The organism is Serratia sp. NGAS9, assembly GCF_009905295.1.
Lineage (GTDB): Bacteria > Pseudomonadota > Gammaproteobacteria > Enterobacterales > Enterobacteriaceae > Serratia > Serratia bockelmannii.
In genome coordinates this window covers 3,417,161-3,436,968 of the sequence record NZ_CP047605.1, presented here as the reverse complement: position 1 = coordinate 3,436,968, position 19,808 = coordinate 3,417,161, and the positions used below count along the sequence as shown (strand labels likewise).

The 19,808-nt window shown below is 59.5% G+C and carries 19 protein-coding genes and 1 tRNA gene; 15 read left to right on the top strand and 5 right to left on the bottom strand.

From position 1 onward, the window contains the following. Positions 1-416 precede the first annotated feature (416 nt). The 3 genes from GUC32_RS16375 to GUC32_RS16365 all read left to right on the top strand — a co-directional run bounded on the left by GUC32_RS16375 (position 417) and on the right by GUC32_RS16365 (position 3,129). Positions 417-1,541: a hypothetical protein gene (locus GUC32_RS16375; RefSeq protein ID WP_025303498.1), complete on the top strand. Its 1,125-nt coding sequence runs from the start codon at positions 417-419 to the stop codon at positions 1,539-1,541. A gap of 219 nt (positions 1,542-1,760) precedes the next feature. Then, positions 1,761-2,126, top strand: a complete 366-nt coding sequence (locus GUC32_RS16370) for a diacylglycerol kinase (RefSeq protein ID WP_004935528.1) — start codon at positions 1,761-1,763, stop codon at positions 2,124-2,126. Between the two features lie 103 nt (positions 2,127-2,229). Next, on the top strand, positions 2,230-3,129 hold the full coding sequence (locus tag GUC32_RS16365; RefSeq protein WP_043143085.1) for a LysR family transcriptional regulator: 900 nt from the start codon (positions 2,230-2,232) through the stop codon (positions 3,127-3,129). Here the strand turns inward: GUC32_RS16365 and GUC32_RS16360 are convergent. Together GUC32_RS16360 and GUC32_RS16355 are read right to left on the bottom strand one after the other, a co-directional pair. Next, complete coding sequence (locus tag GUC32_RS16360; RefSeq protein ID WP_369435333.1) at positions 3,104-3,910, bottom strand: substrate-binding domain-containing protein; 807 nt, start codon at positions 3,908-3,910, stop codon at positions 3,104-3,106. The two genes, GUC32_RS16365 and GUC32_RS16360, sit on opposite strands and share 26 nt — an antisense overlap. A gap of 26 nt (positions 3,911-3,936) precedes the next feature. Then, positions 3,937-5,232 carry an MFS transporter gene (locus GUC32_RS16355; RefSeq protein ID WP_369435332.1) on the bottom strand — a complete coding sequence of 432 codons (1,296 nt, stop codon included), beginning with the start codon at positions 5,230-5,232 and terminating at the stop codon, positions 3,937-3,939. A 438-nt stretch (positions 5,233-5,670) separates the two neighbouring features. Here GUC32_RS16355 and GUC32_RS16350 point away from each other — a divergent pair, with 438 nt between their 5' ends. The 3 genes from GUC32_RS16350 (at position 5,671) to GUC32_RS16340 (ending at position 7,963) form a co-directional block, all read left to right on the top strand. Next, positions 5,671-6,024 (top strand): type II toxin-antitoxin system RelE/ParE family toxin, encoded by a 354-nt coding sequence (locus tag GUC32_RS16350; protein WP_369435331.1) that lies wholly within the window; start codon positions 5,671-5,673, stop codon positions 6,022-6,024. A gap of 4 nt (positions 6,025-6,028) precedes the next feature. After that, positions 6,029-6,331 (top strand): transcriptional regulator, encoded by a 303-nt coding sequence (locus GUC32_RS16345; RefSeq protein ID WP_369435330.1) that lies wholly within the window; start codon positions 6,029-6,031, stop codon positions 6,329-6,331. 423 nt (positions 6,332-6,754) lie between these two features. Next, complete coding sequence (locus GUC32_RS16340; RefSeq protein WP_369435329.1) at positions 6,755-7,963, top strand: aldose 1-epimerase family protein; 1,209 nt, start codon at positions 6,755-6,757, stop codon at positions 7,961-7,963. Positions 7,964-8,036: 73 nt separating this feature from the next. Here GUC32_RS16340 and GUC32_RS16335 read toward each other — a convergent pair. After that, positions 8,037-8,112 (bottom strand) — tRNA-Asn (locus GUC32_RS16335). 456 nt (positions 8,113-8,568) lie between these two features. On the opposite strand from GUC32_RS16335, the gene GUC32_RS16330 reads away from it, so the two are divergent. The 5 genes from GUC32_RS16330 (at position 8,569) to GUC32_RS16310 (ending at position 13,609) form a co-directional block, all read left to right on the top strand. Beyond that, positions 8,569-9,687 (top strand): branched-chain amino acid ABC transporter substrate-binding protein, encoded by a 1,119-nt coding sequence (locus GUC32_RS16330; protein WP_016927040.1) that lies wholly within the window; start codon positions 8,569-8,571, stop codon positions 9,685-9,687. A 125-nt stretch (positions 9,688-9,812) separates the two neighbouring features. Continuing rightward, positions 9,813-10,727, top strand: a complete 915-nt coding sequence (locus tag GUC32_RS16325) for a branched-chain amino acid ABC transporter permease (RefSeq protein WP_004928592.1) — start codon at positions 9,813-9,815, stop codon at positions 10,725-10,727. A gap of 10 nt (positions 10,728-10,737) precedes the next feature. After that, positions 10,738-12,024 (top strand): high-affinity branched-chain amino acid ABC transporter permease LivM, encoded by a 1,287-nt coding sequence (gene livM / locus GUC32_RS16320; RefSeq protein WP_369435328.1) that lies wholly within the window; start codon positions 10,738-10,740, stop codon positions 12,022-12,024. Continuing rightward, positions 12,021-12,896 carry an ABC transporter ATP-binding protein gene (locus tag GUC32_RS16315; protein ID WP_025303490.1) on the top strand — a complete coding sequence of 292 codons (876 nt, stop codon included), beginning with the start codon at positions 12,021-12,023 and terminating at the stop codon, positions 12,894-12,896. Before livM ends, GUC32_RS16315 begins: the two co-directional genes overlap by 4 nt. After that, positions 12,893-13,609, top strand: a complete 717-nt coding sequence (locus GUC32_RS16310) for an ABC transporter ATP-binding protein (protein WP_025303489.1) — start codon at positions 12,893-12,895, stop codon at positions 13,607-13,609. The genes GUC32_RS16315 and GUC32_RS16310 overlap by 4 nt, the downstream gene beginning before the upstream one ends. A 30-nt stretch (positions 13,610-13,639) precedes the next feature. Here the strand turns inward: GUC32_RS16310 and GUC32_RS16305 are convergent, their stop codons facing one another. After that, positions 13,640-14,062, bottom strand: a complete 423-nt coding sequence (locus GUC32_RS16305) for a helix-turn-helix domain-containing protein (RefSeq protein ID WP_089181113.1) — start codon at positions 14,060-14,062, stop codon at positions 13,640-13,642. Positions 14,063-14,148: 86 nt separating this feature from the next. On the opposite strand from GUC32_RS16305, the gene GUC32_RS16300 reads away from it, so the two are divergent. Then, the gene (locus GUC32_RS16300; protein ID WP_369435327.1) at positions 14,149-15,096 is read left to right on the top strand and encodes an aromatic alcohol reductase; all 948 of its coding nucleotides are present in this window, start codon (positions 14,149-14,151) and stop codon (positions 15,094-15,096) included. A 17-nt stretch (positions 15,097-15,113) separates the two neighbouring features. Here GUC32_RS16300 and GUC32_RS16295 read toward each other — a convergent pair whose 3' ends face one another. Beyond that, entirely contained in the window at positions 15,114-15,800 is a 687-nt protein-coding gene (locus GUC32_RS16295) for an aspartyl/asparaginyl beta-hydroxylase domain-containing protein (protein ID WP_025303486.1), read from the bottom strand. A 268-nt stretch (positions 15,801-16,068) separates the two neighbouring features. On the opposite strand from GUC32_RS16295, the gene GUC32_RS16290 reads away from it, so the two are divergent. The 3 genes from GUC32_RS16290 (at position 16,069) to GUC32_RS16280 (ending at position 19,801) form a co-directional block, all read left to right on the top strand. Next, complete coding sequence (locus tag GUC32_RS16290) at positions 16,069-17,259, top strand: sugar transporter (RefSeq protein ID WP_342122004.1); 1,191 nt, start codon at positions 16,069-16,071, stop codon at positions 17,257-17,259. A gap of 174 nt (positions 17,260-17,433) precedes the next feature. Further along, entirely contained in the window at positions 17,434-18,828 is a 1,395-nt protein-coding gene (locus GUC32_RS16285) for an MFS transporter (RefSeq protein WP_169541360.1), read from the top strand. A 142-nt stretch (positions 18,829-18,970) separates the two neighbouring features. After that, the gene (locus tag GUC32_RS16280) at positions 18,971-19,801 is read left to right on the top strand and encodes an alpha/beta fold hydrolase (RefSeq protein WP_043143107.1); all 831 of its coding nucleotides are present in this window, start codon (positions 18,971-18,973) and stop codon (positions 19,799-19,801) included. Positions 19,802-19,808 lie beyond the last annotated feature (7 nt).

Sequence of the window (19,808 nt, the reverse complement as noted above, 5' to 3'; positions counted from 1 at the left end):
ATCTTGGAACTTAAACACTTCCTAAACAGTATGCCGCAAGAAATCCAAAAGTGAACGATTCATTTAAGGCTAATCTTAAAAAGAGCATTAAGTGGTAAAGATGGCGACACACCTCCTGATTAAAGTCGGTACACTAAAAACGGCGAGTTTCTTTTGCCATAACAGCACGAAATAATAAAAGAGCACCATTAGCGTAGCCTGGCTGCGCCGCTTTCTGTTTCCTTTTTTTATCAATTATGGACATCACAGGGTGAATGTAGAGCCAATAATGCGCTGATTCACAGGGGGTAATATTCGGTTTTTCTTATCATTGAACCGGAGGCAATACACAATCCAATAAAAGAGAACAGCATAAAAAATGCTAAAGGCGTTGTCGCGCGCTCATTTAATTATTTTATTAAAACGTAAGGCTATTTATGATCCGTATTGAGAAAGTTCTGGATAAACGCGAACTTAAAGAATTTATTGCTTTTCCCTCGCAACTGTTTCGCGATGATCCGAACTGGATTGAGCCGCTGCATGTCGAGCGCGAAGAGCACCTGTCAAAGAAGAATCCCGGCACCGACCATATTGAATGGCAGGCATGGGTGGCCAAAAAACAAGGCAAAGTCGTTGGGCGCATCACGGCGCAAATCGATTCTCTGCACCGGGAGCTGCATGGCGAGGATACCGGCCACTTCGGCATGATTGACGCCGTTGACGATCCCGCCGTTTTCAGCACCTTATTCACGGTCGCGGAAGAGTGGCTGAGATCGAAAGGCGCGCGTAAAATCACCGGGCCATTCAGCCTCAATATCAATCAGGAAAGCGGCCTGTTGGTCGAAGGGTTCGATACCCCGCCTTCCGCCCTGATGACGCACGCGAAACCCTACTACGCGGCCCAGATAGCGCAACAGGGCTACAGCGAAGGGATTGATTTGCTTGCCTATTGGATGAAAAGAACCGATCTGCATTTTTCGCCGTCGCTGACCCGGATGATGGATCAGGTGCGCAAAAAGGTGACCGTGCGCCGCCTCAATCGCAAGCGCTTTCGCGAGGAGATGCAGGTGCTGCGCGAGGTGTTCAACTCCGGGTGGCAGCATAACTGGGGGTTTGTCCCGTTCACCGAGCATGAGTTCGCCACCATGGGGGATCAGCTGAAGTTTCTGGTGCCCGACGATATGATCCATATCGCCGAGGTGGATGGTGCCCCCTGTGCCTTTATTGTCGGCCTGCCAAACATCAACGAAGCGATTGCCGATCTGCAGGGGCGGTTATTGCCGTTCGGTTGGGCGAAGCTATTGTGGCGGCTGAAAGTCAGCGGCGTGCGCACCGCGCGCGTGCCGTTGATGGGCGTGCGTCAGGAATATCAATTCAGCCGCATCGGGCCGATTATTGCGCTGTTGCTTATTGAGGCGCTGCGCGAGCCTTTCGCGAAGCGCAATATCGACGCGCTGGAAATGTCGTGGATCCTGGAAACCAATACCGGCATGCGGACGATTTTAGAACGCATTGGCGCAGTTCCCTATAAGCGCTACCGCTTGTTCGAGAAAACGCTTTAACCGGCTGATAACGCATCGCCTTTTCACGTTCTCAGAATAATAACCGCGGCAGGGTATTTTCGGGCGGTGCCGTTTCAGGGGCAGGGTGACGGCGCGTGAGGGAATGCATCGCCTCCTGGAAGAGAACAGTTAAGGTCCTTAATTAATAAACTCGTGATAAATTCACGCCGCGTTATTTATTCGCGAGTGATTGTCGCAGTCTTGACGAGAGCAGATTGTATGCCTGTGGAAAAGAAAAAAGGAATAAGCCGATTAACCTACAGCATAAGGAATTCCTGGGCCGGGTTTATTGACGCCGTGCTTACCGAAGATGCGTTCCGCCAATTATTGGTTATTAACGCCATTTTACTGGTTGTTACATTTGGTTTAGATATTACAAATATAGAGCGGCTGTTATTAATCACCTGCAGTTTTCTGCTATTGGTGGTTGAACTGCTTAATACGGCGATTGAAACCGTGGTCGATCGCATTTCGCTGGAATTACATCCGTTATCCAAACGCGCCAAAGATTTGGGCGGCGCAGCGCAGCTGGTGGCCGTGGTGATGACTATCATTATTTGGGGAATGGTGCTGCTGGGGCGATAGGGGCTTTGGTGGCTCAACCAGCAAGCCGGTTGCCGTGGCGATATAAGCGGTTATCATCGTTGTTTTGCGTCCTCTGCCATTTCAGCAAGGAGAGTTGGCCGTTATGCCCGTGAATTTTGATCTCAACGATCTTTATGCGTTTCGCGCGCTGGTGGAGTACGGCAATTTTCGGCTGGCCGCAGAGTCCATCTGCCTGTCGCAGTCGGCATTGAGCCGCAGGATTGAGAAGCTGGAAAACGCGCTGGGCATCAAATTGTTCGACCGCACCACCCGGCGCGTGACCTTGACGCTGTACGGGCAGGCCTTCGCCGAACGTTCGGAGCAGTTACTGATGAACGTCGAAGCGGTGATGGCCGATATCGATAAGGTCAGCCAGGAGCGGGTGGGGCTGGTCACCGTCGCCACGGTACCATCGGCGGCCTACTATTTCATGCCCGACGTGATACGCCGTTTCCGGCTTCGCTATCCGCGCGTGCGCGTTAAGCTGATCGACGGCAGCGCAGGCAATGTCATCGAGGCGGTCACCGGCGGCCAGGCCGATTTCGGCATCTGCTTCGCAGGGCGGCTGCAGCCTAATCTTGAGTTTGTGCCGTTGGTGGGGGACGTCTACGTGGCCGCCTGCCGGCGTGACCATTCGCTCGCCGGTAAAAAGAGCCTCACCTGGCGGGAGTTTTATCAGCAGGATTACGTGTCGCTGGATAAAACCTCCGGCAATCGCAATCTGCTCGATCAGCGCCTGGAACACCTCGTGCCGGAACGCCCCAGCGTGTGTGAAACTCGCCATGTGACGACCATGCTGGGCATGGTTGAGGCGGGCATCGGCATTGCCGCCGTGCCCGCCATGTCGATGCCCGCTTCAGAGCATTCAGTGTTGACGTCGGTGCCGCTGGTCGATCCGGTGGTGAAACGCACCGTAGGCCTCATCAGACGCGGCGGCCGCATGCAGTCTTTCGTCGCCGCCGAGTTGGAAAAGCTGATTACTGAACAGTATCACTCTGCCTGACCGGCTGCGGCGCCGGCACGGTTCGCATGCCGGTCGCGCGAATGGTCGGCTGCGCCTGAGAGGAGGCGAGGAAGTCCAGCAGCGCTTTGCCTTCGCGGCGGTGCTCCGCCTTGGCGGTCACCGCGCCCGCGAAGCGGGTGATGTACTGCACGTTTTCCGGCAGCTCGCCGATAAAGGTCACGCTCGCCACGGGTAGCAATTCGCTGACCTGCTGGAAGCCCAGTGCGTATTTCCCCTGCGCCACTTCAGAGGCCACCGGAATGCGCTCAACCTTATGCGCTTTCCCTTTCACCTGTTCCTCGATACCCAGCTTTTTAAACAGTTGGCCGCTGACATAGCGGCCGCTGGCGCTGTCGGAATAGGCGAAAGAGTCCGCCTGCAGCAGGACCTTGCGCAGGTCGGCATCCGTTTTTACCACCGGCTTGGGCGCGCCCTGTTTGACCACCATGCCGATCGGCGAATCGGCCAGCTCCACGCGCGAACCCGGCTGGGTCCAGCGCTCTTTTTCCAGTTGGGTGAGCGCGTCGCCCACCATGATCAGCACATCGGCTTGCTCTCCGCGCGCTAACCGCGCGGGGATCGCCTGCGGCGTTTTGCCCATCGAGGGGCCGGACACCAGAATGATTTTATCGCCGCTTTGGGCTTCATATTCCGGGGCCAGCTTCTCCAGCGCGGCTTTGAAGCCGCCGGAGATCATCACGGTCACGTCTTTGGCCAGCGCCGCCGTACTGCAGGAGACGCACACCAGCGCGGCGAGGATCGAACGAGTGAGTTTTAGCATGACATCATTCCTTTTGAGATGGCGGCTTAGCGCGCGGTTTGCAGCGGCATGGCGATGCGGCGATACATATACAGCGTCGCCAGCAGGGCGCACAGCGCGGCGAAGCTCATCCAGTAGCCCGGTGAAGCCTTGTCGCCGGTGTATTCGATCAGCGCGGTGGAGACTACCGGCGTAAAGCCGCCGAACACTGCCGTCGCCAGGCTGTAGGCGAGCGAGAACCCGGCCACCCGCACCTCCGCCGGCATGATCTCCGTCAAGGCCGGGATCATCGCGCCGTTGTAGAGGCCGTAAATGAAGGACAGCCACAGCAGCACGGCCAGCATCATGCTGAAGCTGGGGGCGGCGGCGAGCAGGCTCAGCGCCGGGTAGGCGGTGGCCAACGTCAGCAACGTCATGGCGACCAGCACCGGTTTGCGGCCGAAGCGGTCCGACAGCGCGCCGCCGATGGGCAGCCAGATGAAGTTGGAGATCGCCACCAGCAGGGTGACCAGCAAGCTGTCGGAAGCGCTGAGCAGCAGCACCTTTTTGCCGAAGGTCGGCGCATAGACGGTGATCAGATAAAACGCGGTGGTGGTCATGGCGACCATCAGCATGCCGGCGATCACCACCGGCCAGTTTTTCAGCAGGGTTTTAAACACGTCGCGCATCGCCAGGTGGTGACGGCGAGCGGTAAATTCCTGCGTCTCTTCCAGCTTGCGGCGCAGGAAGAAGATGAAGGGAACGATCAGGCAGCCAAACAGGAAAGGCAGGCGCCAGCCCCATTCGCGAATGGCGCTTTCTTCCAGCGCCGCATTGAGCGCGAAGCCCATGGCCGCCGCCACCATGATAGCCACCTGCTGGCTGCCGGACTGCCAGCTGGTGTAGAAGCCTTTACGGCCCGGCGTGGCGATTTCAGCCAGATAGACGGACACGCCGCCCAGCTCCGCGCCCGCCGAGAAGCCTTGCAACAGACGCCCGCACAGCACCAGCAGCGGCGCCCAAAGCCCGATGCTTTGGTAAGAGGGGATCAGCACGATCAGGAAGGTGCCCGCGGCCATGATCGACAGGGTCACGATCAGCCCTTTGCGGCGGCCGACTTTATCGATGTAAGCACCTAGCACGACAGCGCCGATCGGGCGCATCAGAAAACCGGCGCCGAATACCGCGAAGGTCATCATCAGCGAGGCAAATTCGCTGCTGGCCGGGAAAAAGGTGTGTGCGATGTAGGTAGCGTAAAAGCCGAACAGGAAAAAATCGAACTGTTCTAAAAAGTTGCCGGAGGTGACGCGCAGTATCGCGCCGGTTCTGGCCCTGATGGTCATGGGTGAGGTAGAGGAATGCATCTTTATCTCCAGTTTGTTATTGGCGCTTGACGCCGCGCCTGTTGCTGAAGATTCGCTCAGGAAAATAAAGTAAATAAGCGCAATAAACGCATGGCGCGATGCGTGTGACGCATCAATCGGCGTTAACAATGTTGCCTAACCTGATGTAACGTGGCGTTAACAAGTTTGCCGCTCATCGCCCGCTGCGCAGAACGCCGAAAACGTTATGCGCTTTTTGTGACAGGGTTCATAAAGGGGCGGCGGGGAAGCGCCCCGTGCCTCTGAACGATTGTTCGATACCGTACGTAAAAAGATGAATACCTCGCACTGCGTTTGCAAAATACGTGGATGTACGTTCAGCCTTGCAGTATCCACGTATGCCTTTGCATGTTATCCCTGCGCCTCTCTGCTATAGCTTTACATCTATATAGTTACCGATCTATATTTTAGGGAGGTCCCGTGTGGGAAATTAAAACAACGGATGCATTTGATCATTGGTACAGATCGCTCAGCGATGCCGATCGGGCCGGCGTACTTGCCGCATTGATGGTCCTGCGGGAAAAGGGGCCGGGGCTGCCCAGACCCTATGCCGATACGGTTAAAGGCTCACGTTACAGCAATATGAAAGAGTTGCGCATTCAGTGCCGAGGCGAACCGTTGCGGGCATTCTTCGCTTTCGCTCCGTACCGTATTGGCATTGTGCTTTGCGCGGGCAATAAAGCCGGTAATGAAAAGCGTTTTTACGATCGGATGATCCAGGTTGCCGATCGGGAATTCACGAACTGGCTGAACACATTAAACGAGAAGGAGTGACGCGATGGGCATAACGTTGGAACAGCTTATTGCGGATGAAAAGCCCGAGGTCGTGGCCAAAGCGCAGGCGCTGGCGGCGGACATCATGCTGAACATTCACCTTGCCGAGCTGCGTGAAAAAGTACAGAAAACGCAGGTTGAAATGGCGCAGGCGCTGGGGATCAGGCAGCCGACCGTTGCCGTGATGGAAAAACCGGGCCGCGATCTGAAACTGTCTTCGCTTAAACGCTATGTTGAGGCGGCCGGCGGCAAACTGCGCCTGGACATCGAACTGCCGGACGGTTCGCACTACGAATTTGTGCTGTAAGCGCTAACGGCAGAAAAGCAAAAGCCCGCTCAGGTTTCCCCGAGCGGGCTTTGCGTACCTGGGATGCTTTGAAACAACCAGGCGGCCGTAAAAGCAAAGAGGCGCAAGACGGGCAGGCTGTCTGAGCACTGTCGTTTGGGCCGGATAGCGTTAAACAAGCCACGCGCACTCCCTTTACGATGTCTTGCTTGCCCGTAACTGTCTCCTTGCTCCTTAGCTGAAACGATACAAATTATATTGATAAGTAGCTCGTTTAATGTGCAAAAAGTCAACGTCTTTCATTAAAACTGCGATGAAATTCGTATTTTTATCGCGCTATTTCGTCAAGTACTCACCCGGTGAAGCTCATCACATTTCTTTAACCTGCTTAACAGTAGATTTTCCTTGTTTATAAAAAATCGATTCAGCTAAAGGGGAAGGGAAATGAAAAAGACATGGGTGATGGCGGTGTTTTCGGCCCTGATTTCAGGGCAGGCTGCGGCGCAGAGTTGGGTGCTGACCAGCGCTGAAGATGGCGTGGAGAAAGGAAACTGGAAGATTTCGAGCGAGGCGCTGAAGATTAAGGATAAAACGTTCAGCATTGAGCAGAAGGTGTTGCACGGCGGTAAGCAAGAAGGCAGCAAAGTCGTGATTATCCGCAGCGAGGATGGCCTGACCATCACGCTGAGTCCCACCCGTGGCATGAACCTCCTGCGGGCAGAAGGATTTGGCGCGAAAATGGGATGGGATTCCCCAGTCAAAGAGGTGGTCAACCCCGCCTTTATCAACCTGGAAAGCCGCAATGGGCTCGGCTGGCTGGAAGGTTTCAATGAGATGATGGTGCGTTGTGGCTATGAGTGGACCGGTCATCCGGTGACCGAAGGAGGGCAAATGTACACGTTGCACGGCAAAGCGGGCAATACGCCGGCCTCGCGGGTTGAGGTTGAGGTCGCGGATACGGCGCCGTATGAAATTCGTGTTCGCGGCCTGATCAAAGAGAGCACATTCAAAAAAGCCGATCTGCAAACCCTGACCGAATTGCGCTATGTGCCCGGCAGCAACAGTTTCCGCCTGCATGATGTGTTAACCAACCGGGCGGATTATCCCCATGACTACCAGATTATTTATCACAGCAATTTCGGCGCACCGATTCTGGAAAATGGCGCCCGCTTCCTGGCGCCGATGGCCAGCATCAGCCCGTTTAACGACTATGCCAAAGCCGGGCTGAAGACCTGGGCAACCTATGCCGGTCCAACCAAAGTGTTCGATGAAATGGTCTTTAACATTAAGCCATTATCGGATCCGAATCATCAGACACTGGCGGCGCTGGTCAATAACGCGGGCGACAAAGGGGTGGCGATTCAGTTCGATACCCGCCAGTTGCCCGTCCTGACGCTGTGGAAGAATACCGATACGTTAAAACAGGGGTATGTCACGGGGATTGAGCCGGGCACCAGCTATGCCTACCCGGTCACTATCGAGCGCGAACAAAAACGCGTTAAGCAGCTGCAGCCAGGCGCCAGTGCGCAGTTTGATCTGACCTATACCTTGCTGCACAGCAAAGCGCAGGTGGCGGATCTGGAGCAGAAGATTGCGGATATTCAGGGCAAGGTAAAAATTGATGAGAATGACGCGCCGATAGCCAAAGAGTAACGCTGCCTGTCGATGCATTTAGCGTTAAAGCAAAAAGCCCGCTTAAGTTTCCTTAAGCGGGCTTCTCTAAATATGGCTCCTCTGACTGGACTCGAACCAGTGACATACGGATTAACAGTCCGCCGTTCTACCGACTGAACTACAGAGGAATCGTGTGAACGGGGCGAATAATAGCGGGGCGCCTGGGGTTTGTCAAAGCGCTAAACTGCAAAAAAAGTGCGTTTGCTGAGGGAATGAGCACCTTGCGCTGTTTTTCGGCATTTTCCATCGCTATGCGTTGATTTTTGCATCCCAAATCGTTTTGACGCCGCTTGCACACGCCTTTGCACGGCGATGGTGCAGGGCCGTTCTCCCTCCCATACTTCCTCTCGCGCTAGCCGTATTGCCCAGTCTCCGGCTAACGCCGCCACACGCCGCGCCGCAACTGATATGTAGGATGAATAAGCAAACAATATGTATTCGTCGTCACAATGGCTGGATTTTTGCTTACCCATTTTTGGGGAATGCGACTGCGCTCTCAAGAAAATTATTTTCCCCGTCTACACATAAAGTGACTGATCCGCGCCCCAGGGCGTTTCGCTACAACAGTGCTGAGGAAGATAACAATGTCATCGAAATTGATAAAAAGTCCGCTCGCTGCTTTGCTCATCGGTTGTTTAGGTACGGCGTTTTCCGCGCAGGCCGATATTGTCATCGGCGTCGCCGGGCCGTTCTCCGGGCCGAACGCCACATACGGCGATCAGTATTGGCGCGGGGCTTCGCAGGCAGCGGCGGATATCAACGCCGCCGGCGGCATCAAAGGGGAAAAAATCAAACTGGTGCAGGGGGATGACGCCTGCGAACCGAAGCAGGCGGTCGCGGTCGCCAACCGGCTGGTGGATCAGGACAAGGTCTCGGCGGTGGTCGGCCACTTCTGCTCCTCTTCCACCATGCCCGCCTCCGAGGTGTATGACGAGGCCGGCATCATCGCCATTACCCCCGGCTCCACCAACCCGCAGATCACCGAGCGCGGCATGAAGACGATGTTCCGCATGTGCGGGCGCGACGATCAGCAGGGGGTGATCGCCACCAACTACATGCTGGATACCCTGAAGGCCAAACGCATCGCGGTGATCCACGATAAAGACACCTACGGCCAGGGGCTGGCGGACGCAGCGAAGGCGGCAATGAACAAGCGCGGGGTCAAGGAAGTGCTGTATGAGGGGCTGTCGCGCGGTGAGAAAGATTTCAACGCGCTGGTGACCAAGATCGCCTCGGTCAAGCCGGACGTGGTCTACTTCGGCGGCTGCCATCCGGAAGCCGGGCCGCTGGTGCGCCAGATGCGCGAGCAGGGCGTGACCGCCAAGTTCTTCTCCGGCGACTGCGTGGTGACCGAAGAGCTGGTGACCGCCGCCGGCGGGCCGCAGTACACCAACGGCGTGCTGATGACCTTCGGCAACGATCCGCGTCAGATCGCGGAAGGCAAGGCGGTGATCGCCAAGTTCCGTGCCAGCGGTTTTGAACCGGAAGGGTACACCCTCTACTCCTATGCCTCGATCCAGGCGATCGCCGCCGCCTTCAACGCCACCGGCGGCAAAGACAGCGCCAAGGCCGCCGAATGGCTGAAGTCGCACGATGTCGACACCGTGATGGGCAAAAAAGCCTGGGATCAGAAGGGCGACCTGAAGGTCTCGGACTACGTGGTCTATCAGTGGGATGACAAGGGCAAATATCACCAGCTTTGAACAACCCAATACTGACGTTGTGACTCTATGACAGACGGGCTCGCCGCCCTGGCGAGCCCGTTCCGCGATGACCTTTGGGCCGCGTCGGACTGCGTTGGCGGCCTTACCAGGCGAGACTGCTCATTATGGATGTATTCTTTCTGCAACAGCTGATCAACGGCCTGACCCTCGGTGCGGTGTATGGCCTGATCGCCATTGGCTACACCATGGTTTACGGCATCATCGGTATGATCAACTTCGCTCACGGCGAGGTGTACATGATCTCCGCCTACCTGTGCGCCATCGGTTTGGCGCTGCTGTCGTTCTTCGGGCTGCACTCGTTCCCGTTGCTGATCCTCGGCACGCTGGTGTTCACCATCGTCATCACCGGGGTGTACGGCTGGGTGATCGAGCGTATTGCCTACAAGCCGCTGCGCAACTCCACCCGCCTGGCGCCGCTGATCTCCGCCATCGGCATGTCGTTAATCCTGCAAAACTACGCGCAGATAAGCCAGGGGCCGCGCCAGCAGGGTATCCCTACGCTGCTGAGCGGCGTGTTCCGCCTGGAGTTCGACGGCGGCGTGGTGCAGATCACCTACACCAAGGTGTTCATTCTGGTGGCGTCACTGCTCGGCATGGCGATCCTCACCTACATCATTCAGCGTACCCGGCTGGGGCGCATCTGCCGCGCCACCCAGCAGGATCGCAAAATGGCCTCGATTCTCGGCATCAATACCGATCGGGTGATCTCGCTGGTGTTTGTGATCGGTGCTGCCATGGCCGGGCTGGCCGGGGTGCTGATCACCATGAACTACGGCACCTTCGATTTTTACGTCGGCTTTATCATCGGTATCAAGGCCTTCACCGCCGCGGTGCTGGGCGGCATCGGCTCGCTGCCGGGCGCGATGCTGGGCGGGCTGCTGCTCGGGGTGGCGGAGGCGCAGTTCGCCGGCATGGTGAACTCGGATTACAAGGACGTGTTCTCCTTCGGGTTGCTGGTGGCGATTCTGATCTTCCGTCCGCAGGGGCTGCTCGGCCGGCCGCTGATCGCCAAGGTTTAAGGAGAATGCCATGTCGCAATCCGTGATCAACGGCGGGCTGGACGTTAAACGCAGCCTGCTGGACGCCGTCTTGGCCGGGCTGATCGCCCTGATCGTGTTCGGGCCGATCGTCGGCATCGTGCTGAACGGCTACAGCTTCAACTTCGAACCGCACCGGCTGGTGTGGATTATCGTCGCGGTGATGGTCGGGCGGCTGCTGCTGAGCCTGTTCCTGCAAACCGCGCCGGGGCGCAGAGTGCTGGCGCGCTTCGACGGCGGCAACGACGGCGTCTACGTACGGCCGCTGGGCGATAAATCCAACCTGCGCTGGTTCCTGCCGCTGATGGCGGCGATCGCGCTGCTGTTCCCGTTCGTCGCCACCAAATACCTGCTGACGGTGGCGATCCTCGGCCTGATCTACGTGCTGCTCGGGCTGGGGCTGAACATCGTGGTCGGGTTGGCGGGGCTGCTCGATCTGGGGTACGTGGCGTTTTACGCCATCGGCGCCTACGGGTTGGCGTTGGGCTACCAGTATCTCGGGCTGGGGTTTTGGGCGATGCTGCCGCTGGGGGCGCTGATGGCGGCGTTGGCGGGCGCGCTGCTGGGTTTCCCGGTGCTGCGCATGCACGGCGACTACCTGGCGATCGTCACGCTCGGGTTCGGCGAGATCATCCGGCTGGTGCTGAACAACTGGATGTCGCTCACCGGCGGGCCGAACGGCATTTCGGTGCCGGCGCCGACGGTGTTCGGCCTGGAATTCGGCCGGCGCGCCAAAGACGGCGGCGTGCCGATCCACGAGTTTCTCGGCATCGATTACAACCCGAATCTCAAGTTCATTTTCATCTACGCGGTGCTGTTTTTGGTGGTGCTGCTGGTGCTGTACATCAAGCACCGGCTGACGCGCATGCCGATCGGCCGCGCCTGGGAGGCGCTGCGCGAAGATGAGATCGCCTGCCGCTCTCTCGGGCTGAACCACGTGCTGGTGAAGCTGTCGGCGTTTATGCTGGGCGCCTCCACCGCCGGGCTGGCGGGGGTGTTTTTCGCCACCTATCAGGGCTTTGTCAACCCGACCTCGTTCACCTTCTTCGAGTCGGCGCTGATCCTGGCGATCGTGGTATTGGGCGGCATGGGGTCTACCCTTGGCGTGGTGCTGTCGGCCTTCGTGCTGACGGTGGCGCCGGAGCTGCTGCGCAGCTTTGCCGAATACCGGGTGCTGTTGTTCGGCGTGCTGATGGTGGCGATGATGATCTGGCGGCCGCGCGGGCTGGTGCGCATCAGCCGCGCCAGCTTTGCGGAACGCAAGGGGGTGGCGCCATGAGCGACGCCATTTTGCGGGTGGAACACCTGATGATGCGCTTTGGCGGCATCAAGGCGCTGAACGACGTCAATCTGGAGGTGGAGCGCGGCTCCATCACCGCCCTGATCGGCCCCAACGGCGCCGGCAAGACCACGGTGTTCAACTGCCTGACCGGTTTTTACCGCGCCACCGGCGGCGCGATCCTGCTCAATACCCACAAGCGGCCAACCGATGTGATCCAGGTGCTGGGGCAGAAGTTTCGCGCCGGTGATTGGATACGCCCGAAGCGGCTCGGTTCGCGCCTCTATTACAAGATGTTCGGCGGCACCCACCTGGTCAACCGCGCCGGGCTGGCGCGCACCTTCCAGAATATCCGCCTGTTCCGCGAAATGTCGGTGGTGGAGAACCTGCTGGTGGCGCAGCACATGCAGAGTAACCGCAACCTGATCGCCGGGGTGCTGAATACGCCGGGCTACCGCCGGGCGGAAAGCGCCGCGCTCGATCACGCCTTCTACTGGCTGGAGGTGGTAGATCTGGTGGACTGCGCCAACCGGCTGGCGGGGGAGATGTCCTACGGCCAGCAGCGGCGGCTGGAGATCGCGCGCGCCATGTGCACCGCGCCGGAGATGATCTGCCTCGACGAGCCTGCCGCCGGGCTGAACCCGGTGGAGACGGCCACGCTGAGCCGCATTATCCGCTTCCTGCGCCAGCATCACGGTATCACGGTGCTGCTGATCGAGCATGATATGGGCATGGTGATGGAGATCTCCGATCGGGTGATCGTGCTCGATCACGGCGACGTGATCGCCCGCGGCACGCCGCAGGAGATCCAGCACAACGAGGCGGTGATCGCCGCCTACCTGGGCGCGGACGAAGAGGAGCTGGCGGGATGAGCGAGGCGATGCTGGAATTTCGCGAAGTGGACGTGTTTTACGGGCCGATCCAGGCGCTGCGCAAGGTGTCGCTGCAGGTTAACGCCGGGGAGACGGTGGCGCTGATCGGCGCCAACGGCGCGGGCAAATCCACGCTGTTGATGTCGATCTTCGGCCAGCCGCGCATCGCCGGCGGGCAGATCCTGTTTGGCGGCGAGGACATCAGCCGCCGCTCCACGCACTTTGTTGCCAGCAGCGGCATCGCGCAGGCGCCGGAAGGGCGGCGCATCTTTCCGGACATGAGCGTAGAGGAGAACCTGCTGATGGGCACCATCACCGTCGGCAATCGCTACCTGGAGGAGGATTTGCCGCGCATGTTCGAGCTGTTTCCGCGCCTGAAAGAGCGGCGCAACCAGCGGGCGATGACCATGTCCGGCGGTGAGCAGCAGATGTTGGCGATCGCCCGCGCGCTGATGAGCCGGCCGAAGCTACTGCTGTTGGACGAGCCGAGCCTGGGGCTGGCGCCGATCGTGGTGCGGCAGATCTTCGGCGTGCTGCGCGAGCTGACCCGCAGCGGCATGACGCTGTTTCTGGTGGAGCAGAACGCCAACCACGCGCTGAAGTTGTCCGATCGCGGTTATGTGATGGTCAACGGCCAGATCCGCCTCACCGGCAGCGGCCAGGAGCTGTTGAACGATCCGGAGGTGAGAAAGGCCTATCTGGGCGGCGGCTGAGCGCCGCCCCACGGGCAGGGATGCCCGCGTTCATCCCTCGATGGCGCTTCGTTCTTGATCATCGTAGCGCGAGCGGGCCGCTCTGAAGGAGCCGGCGGAGGAGATAATCCACGACCAGAGCGGCAGCATGTTGAGCAGCATCTCTTCCCCCGCGTCGGTGATGGTGTAAACCACGCGGGGCAGTTTTTCCTGATAATCGCAGCGCGATATCAACCCGTCCCGCTCGAGATGGCGCAGCGTCCGCGTCAGCATTCTCTGCGTCACGCCCGCTAATTGGCGGCCTATCTCGCCGTGGCGCAGCGGCCCGTGGGTACCCAGGAGATGCAATACCCCCAGCGACCAACGGTTGCCCGCATGCGCGAGGATCTCACGCTTTAACCCTTCATCGTCGTTGCTCAATGCTTCACAGAACGCCTGTGAAAATTGCAGCAGCGCTTCCCGATCGTTCGTCATATTCCTCTCCGGTATCACGCGTGTACCTAATTGAACCCGTTTTTGTCAGCTGTCAGGATGGCGCAGTGTCAAGACAGGAGGCAAGAATGAAATCCACAAATCCATCTATCAATACCGTGCTCATCCTCGGCGCCGGTGAACTGGGGCTGCCGGTATTGCGTGCGATGAGCCGGCAGGCTCGGTTACACCATGCTTTAAAAATCAGCGTGCTGCTCCGGCCGGAGGCCGCCCGCGCCGTGAGCGGCCCGCTCCGGGCGCGGCGGGATGAGCTGGCGCGGCTTGGGATCGCCGTGGTGGAAGGCGATCTGCAGCAAAACGGCGTGGAGGCGCTGAGCGCGCTATTCCGTTCCTTCGACGCGGTGATCAACTGCAGCGGCTTTGTCGGCGGGGCGGGCACGCAGATAAAGATCACCCAGGCCGTCTTGCTGGCGGGCGTGGCGCGCTACTTCCCGTGGCAGTTCGGCGTGGACTACGATGTCGTGGGTAAAGGCAGCGGGCAACAGGTGTGGGATGAACAGCTTGAGGTGCGTCACCTGCTGCGCGCGCAGAGCGCAACGGAGTGGGTGATTGTTTCCACGGGCATTTTCACCAGCTACCTGTTTGACCCCGGCTTTGGCGTGGTGGACGCGGCAAGCAAAACGGTGCGCGCGCTGGGCGACTGGCGCTACGCGGTGACGCTGACCACCCCTGAGGACATTGGCCGGCTGACGGCCGCGATTTTTTTCCATCGGCCCGCGTTTCGCAACCAGGTAGTCTATATCGCTGGGGACACGCTGACCTACCGCGAGCTTGCCGATGTCATGCAGGCGCACTGGGGCGTTGAGGTCAACAGAGTCTTGTTGGACAAAGAGCGGCTGCAGGAGGAGGTGCGGAACCATCCGCGCGACGTCGGCGCCAAATACCGGCTGGCTTTCGCCCGCCCCGACGGCGTGGCCTGGGATAAGGCGAAAACCTTCAATGCGCGCCAGGGCATAGCCACCACCACCGCCGAGCAGTGGCTGGCGCAGCAATGGCCGATCTCTCAGGACGGTTAGTCGCCTGAGCGCCGGAATCAGAACTGGCGCTGCATCCAGCGCACGTTCAGCCGCACCAGGGCGATGATGGCGCTGGAGAGCAGCCGCAGCCCGCCGGGCATGTCGCGGCGGCGGATGTCCAGCAGCAGCACGGTGCGCACCTGCGGGCTGTCGTTCCACACCTCGTGTTCGAAGGTATCGTCCCACAGCATGAACTCCCCTTCGTGCAGCCGGTATTCGCGGCCGTCCACTTTCAGCACCGCCGCGGGTACGCCGTCGGCGCGTTTGGGCATGTCCAGCACCAGATAGCCGCGCAGAATGCCGCGAAACGGCCCGCGGTGGGGCGGCACCTGCTTGCCGGGCGCGAGGAAGGAGAGCGAGGCGGACAGTACGTCCGGCGACGAAGCGATCAGCGCCGCCAGCGTCGGGCAACGCGCCAGGTTGCGGTCAATCGGCTGGCCGTAGGCCTTCATGATGAACATGCGCCAGTCGCGCGCGTCGTTGGCGGAGATCGATTCCTGCTGGATCATGATCTCGTGAAAACGGGGAATATTGTGCAGATCGTGGGCGACGGTCAGCGCCTCTTCGCGGATCTGCCGCCATTGAGCGGTGAAACGTTCGGCGTCGGGGAACAGCGCGGCGCTGTCGAGCACTGGTTTGCCCTGAATGCGGCGATCGTAAACATTGCGCAATGCGAGCACGGACCAATCATAAATCGCAGACATAATGACCTCGCCTCAGAAAACGCCAAAGGGACACTGCGCGCGGTTCTTCGGCGCGGCGCGTCCTGTGTGGCGGCCGGAGGGGAAGAGCGGCAGGAAAAATTGGTACGCTTCAAGAGATTAGCACAGCATTTGTGCAACCGTGTGTCTGCGAATGTGTCGAAATGCGGCGAAAAAAACCACACAATTAAAGTGTGACGCGTATCGCATTTAGCGGGCCGGTTGGTTAAAATATCGCTACTTGCCCGCACCTGTCCGGATTTTGTTTACCATGGAACACGCTCCCGTTTCGCGCTCAACCGCCTGGTTGCGCGTGGTTATCCTCGCCGTCTCGGCCTTTATCTTCAACACCACCGAATTTATCCCGGTCGGTCTGCTGAGCGATATCGCCGTCAGCTTCTCGATGCAAACCGAACAGGTCGGCTTGATCATTACCATTTATGCCTGGATCGTCGCCGCCGCCTCGTTGGCGTGCATGCTGCTGACCAGCAAAATTGAGCGCCGCAAGCTGCTGATCGGCGTGTTCATGCTGTTTATCGCCAGCCACGTGCTGACCGCCGTGGCCTGGGACTTCACCACGCTGGTTATCTCGCGCGCCGGCGTGGCGCTGGCGCACTCGGTGTTCTGGTCGATCACCGCCTCGCTGGCGATCCGCGTGGCGCCGCCGGGCAAGAAAGCCCAGGCGCTGAGCCTGCTGGCGGGGGGCACCGCGCTGGCGATGGTGCTCGGCCTGCCGCTCGGGCGGGTGGTGGGGCAGTTGCTCGGTTGGCGCATGACCTTTATCGGCATCGCGGTGTGCGCCACCCTGGCGCTGGTGCTGCTGTGGCGCCTGCTGCCGGTACTGAAAAGCGAGCATTCCGGCTCGCTGGCCAGCGTGCCGCTGCTGTTCAAACGCCCGGCGCTGGTGGCGCTGTACATGCTGACTATCATCGTGGTGACGGCGCACTTCACCGCCTACAGCTACATCGAGCCGTTTATCCAGACCGTGGCCGGGCTGTCGGAGAACTTCACCACGCTGATGCTGCTGCTGTTCGGCGCCGCCGGCATCGTCGGCAGCCTGCTGTTCAGCCGCTACAGCGAGCGGTTTCCTTCCGGCTTCTTTATCGGCGCCATCGTGCTGTTGGCCTTGAGCCTGCTGCTGCTGTTGCCGGCCGCCGGCAGCGAAAGCCACCTGACGGTGCTGTGCATCTTCTGGGGCATGGCGATCATGGCCATCGGCCTGTCGATGCAGGCCAAAGTGCTGAGCCTGGCGCCGGACGCCACCGACGTGGCGATGGCGATCTTCTCTGGCCTGTACAACTTCGGCATCGGCAGCGGCGCGCTGCTGGGCAACCAGGTGAGCCTGCATCTGGGCATGGGCAACATCGGCTTCGTCGCCGCGCCGCTGGCGCTGATCGCTCTCGGCTGGTGCCTGCTGAGCGTCTATCGCAGCGAACGGCTGCAGCAGCACCACAGTCGTTAATCCACCGATTCGGGATGCCGCTGCGGCATTCCGCGCTGCATTTTCCTGCTATAAAACAGGCTGCTGCAGCGTTTTATGCTTAACTTTTTTTCATAGTCTGCTAATTAAAAATTTAACTCCGACGCCGCTTCGCTAGCATAGAAAGTCATCAAAAATGTTAATGCGAGGTTAACGGTGAGTGAATCTGTAGCGGCGTCGCCGATCCATGCGCGGGATTTGGCGACCAGAATCGACGCCTTGCCCGCGTCGGCCGGCCTGTGGCGCTTTATTATTCTGCTGTCGCTGGGCGGTTTTTTCGAACTTTACGATCTGTTCCAGACCGGCTATATCAGCACCGGCCTTATCGCCGACGGCATTTTCCACACCGGCGCGCAGGGCGTCTTCGGCGTATCGGATCAGGCGGCCTTTGCCTCCGCCACCTTTCTCGGCCTGTTCGTCGGCGCCAGCCTGCTGAGCCCGTACGCCGATCGCTTCGGCCGGCGCGCCACCTTTATGTTCGCCCTGATCTGGTATGGCGCTTTCTCGCTGCTGCTGGCGTTTCAACAGCAGGCGGAATGGGTGATCTTTCTGCGTTTTCTGGTGGGCGTTGGGCTCGGTATCGAGCTGGTGACCATCGACACTTACCTGACGGAATGGGTCCCCGCGCACCTGCGTACCCGGGCTTTCGCCTTCGCGTTCTTCGTGCAGTTTCTGTCGGTGCCGGCGGTGGCGCTGATGTCCTGGTGGCTGGTGCCGCAGACGATTTGGGGCCTGAGCGGCTGGCGCTACGTGGTGATCGCCGGCGCGCTGGCTTCGCTGGTGATCTGGCTGGTGCGCAAGGGGCTGCCGGAGTCGCCGCGTTGGCTGGTGCAGCAGCGGCGCTATGCGCAGGCCCGGCAGGTGATGCGGGACATGGAACGGCGCTGCGGCGTGGCGGTCACGGATTTTCCGTCGCGCCCGGTGGACGATGCCGAGGGGGCGCCGCTGCGCGGCCGCTTTCGCGACATCTGGGCGCCGCAGTATCGCGATCGCACGCTGATGCTGGTGGTGATGAACTTCTTTCAGGCCATCGGCTTCTTCGGCTTCGGCAACTGGCTACCGGCGCTGCTGTCGGGCAAGGGTGCTTCGGTCACCCACAGCCTGCTGTACGCTTTCTTCATCACGCTGGCTTACCCGCTGGGCTCGCTGCTGTGCAGCTTCTACGCCGACAAGATGGAGAACAAGTGGCAGATCGTGTTGTCCTGCCTGGTGACGGTGATCTTCGGCTCGCTGTTCGCACTGCAGAACAACCCGCTGTGGCTGATCCTGTGCGGTTTCTTCATCACCTGGTCCAACGCCTGGCTGACCTACAGCTACCACTCTTACCAGTCCGAGATTTTCCCGACCCATATCCGCGCCCGCGCCGTCGGCTTCTGCTACTCCTTCAGCCGGCTGTCGACGGTGTTCAGCAGCATCATCATCGGCATTATCTTGCAGTACGGCGGTTCGTTGGGGGTGATCGCGTTTATCGTCGCCAGCATGCTGATCGTGATGCTGGTGATCGGGCTGTTCGGCCCGAAAACGCGCGGCATCGATCTGGAAAACATCTGACGTTTTGCGCCGGCGGTGACGCCGGCTGCTTCAGCAAAAAAATTCGCGATCATGCGAAAATTATTCCGTTATCACTGCCTTTGCGCCTGCCGTACTGTTAACCCGTACAAAATCCAATTCGATACCGAGCGGGGAACACGTCATGAGCACCCTTACCGCGCCCGATGGCGCACGCATTTTCTATAAGGATTGGGGCCGCGGCCAGCCGATCCTGTTCTCCCACGGTTGGCCGCTGTCCGCCGACGCCTGGGACAACCAGCTGCTGTTTTTCGGCCAGAGCGGATTCCGCGTGATTGCCCACGATCGCCGCGGCCACGGCCGTTCCGATCAAACCTGGCACGGCAACGACATCAACCAATACGCCGACGATCTGGCTCTGCTGATCGAAACGCTGGATCTGCGCGATCTGATCCTGGTCGGCCATTCCACCGGCGGCGGCGAAGTGGCGCGCTACATCGGCCGTCACGGCAGCGATCGGGTGGCGAAGGTGGTGCTGGTCGGCGCCGTGCCGCCGCTGATGCTGCAAACGCCGGTCAACCCTGAGGGCACGCCGATGGCGGCCTTCGACGGCATTCGCAGCGGCGTGGCGGGCAACCGCTCGCAGTTCTTCAAAGATTTGGCGGTGCCGTTCTATGGCCTCCACTGCGACGAGGTGGAGAGCAATGCGGGGCTGATCGACCACTTCTGGCTGATGAGCATGCAGGGCGGCGTGAAAGGGCAGTACGAGTGTGTGCGCGCGTTCTCCGAAGTGGATTATACCGCCGATCTGCTGGCGATCGACAAGCCGACGCTGCTGGTGCACGGCGATGCCGATCAGATCGTGCCGATCGGTGCCTCGGCGCTGAAAGCCGCTAAGCTTATGCAACAGGCGGAGCTGAATGTTTACGCCGGCGGTTCTCACGGTTTGGCGCAGGTCGATCCCGATCGCTTCAACGCCGATCTGCTGGCCTTCATCCAGAATTCGCCGTTTTAAGGGGGCG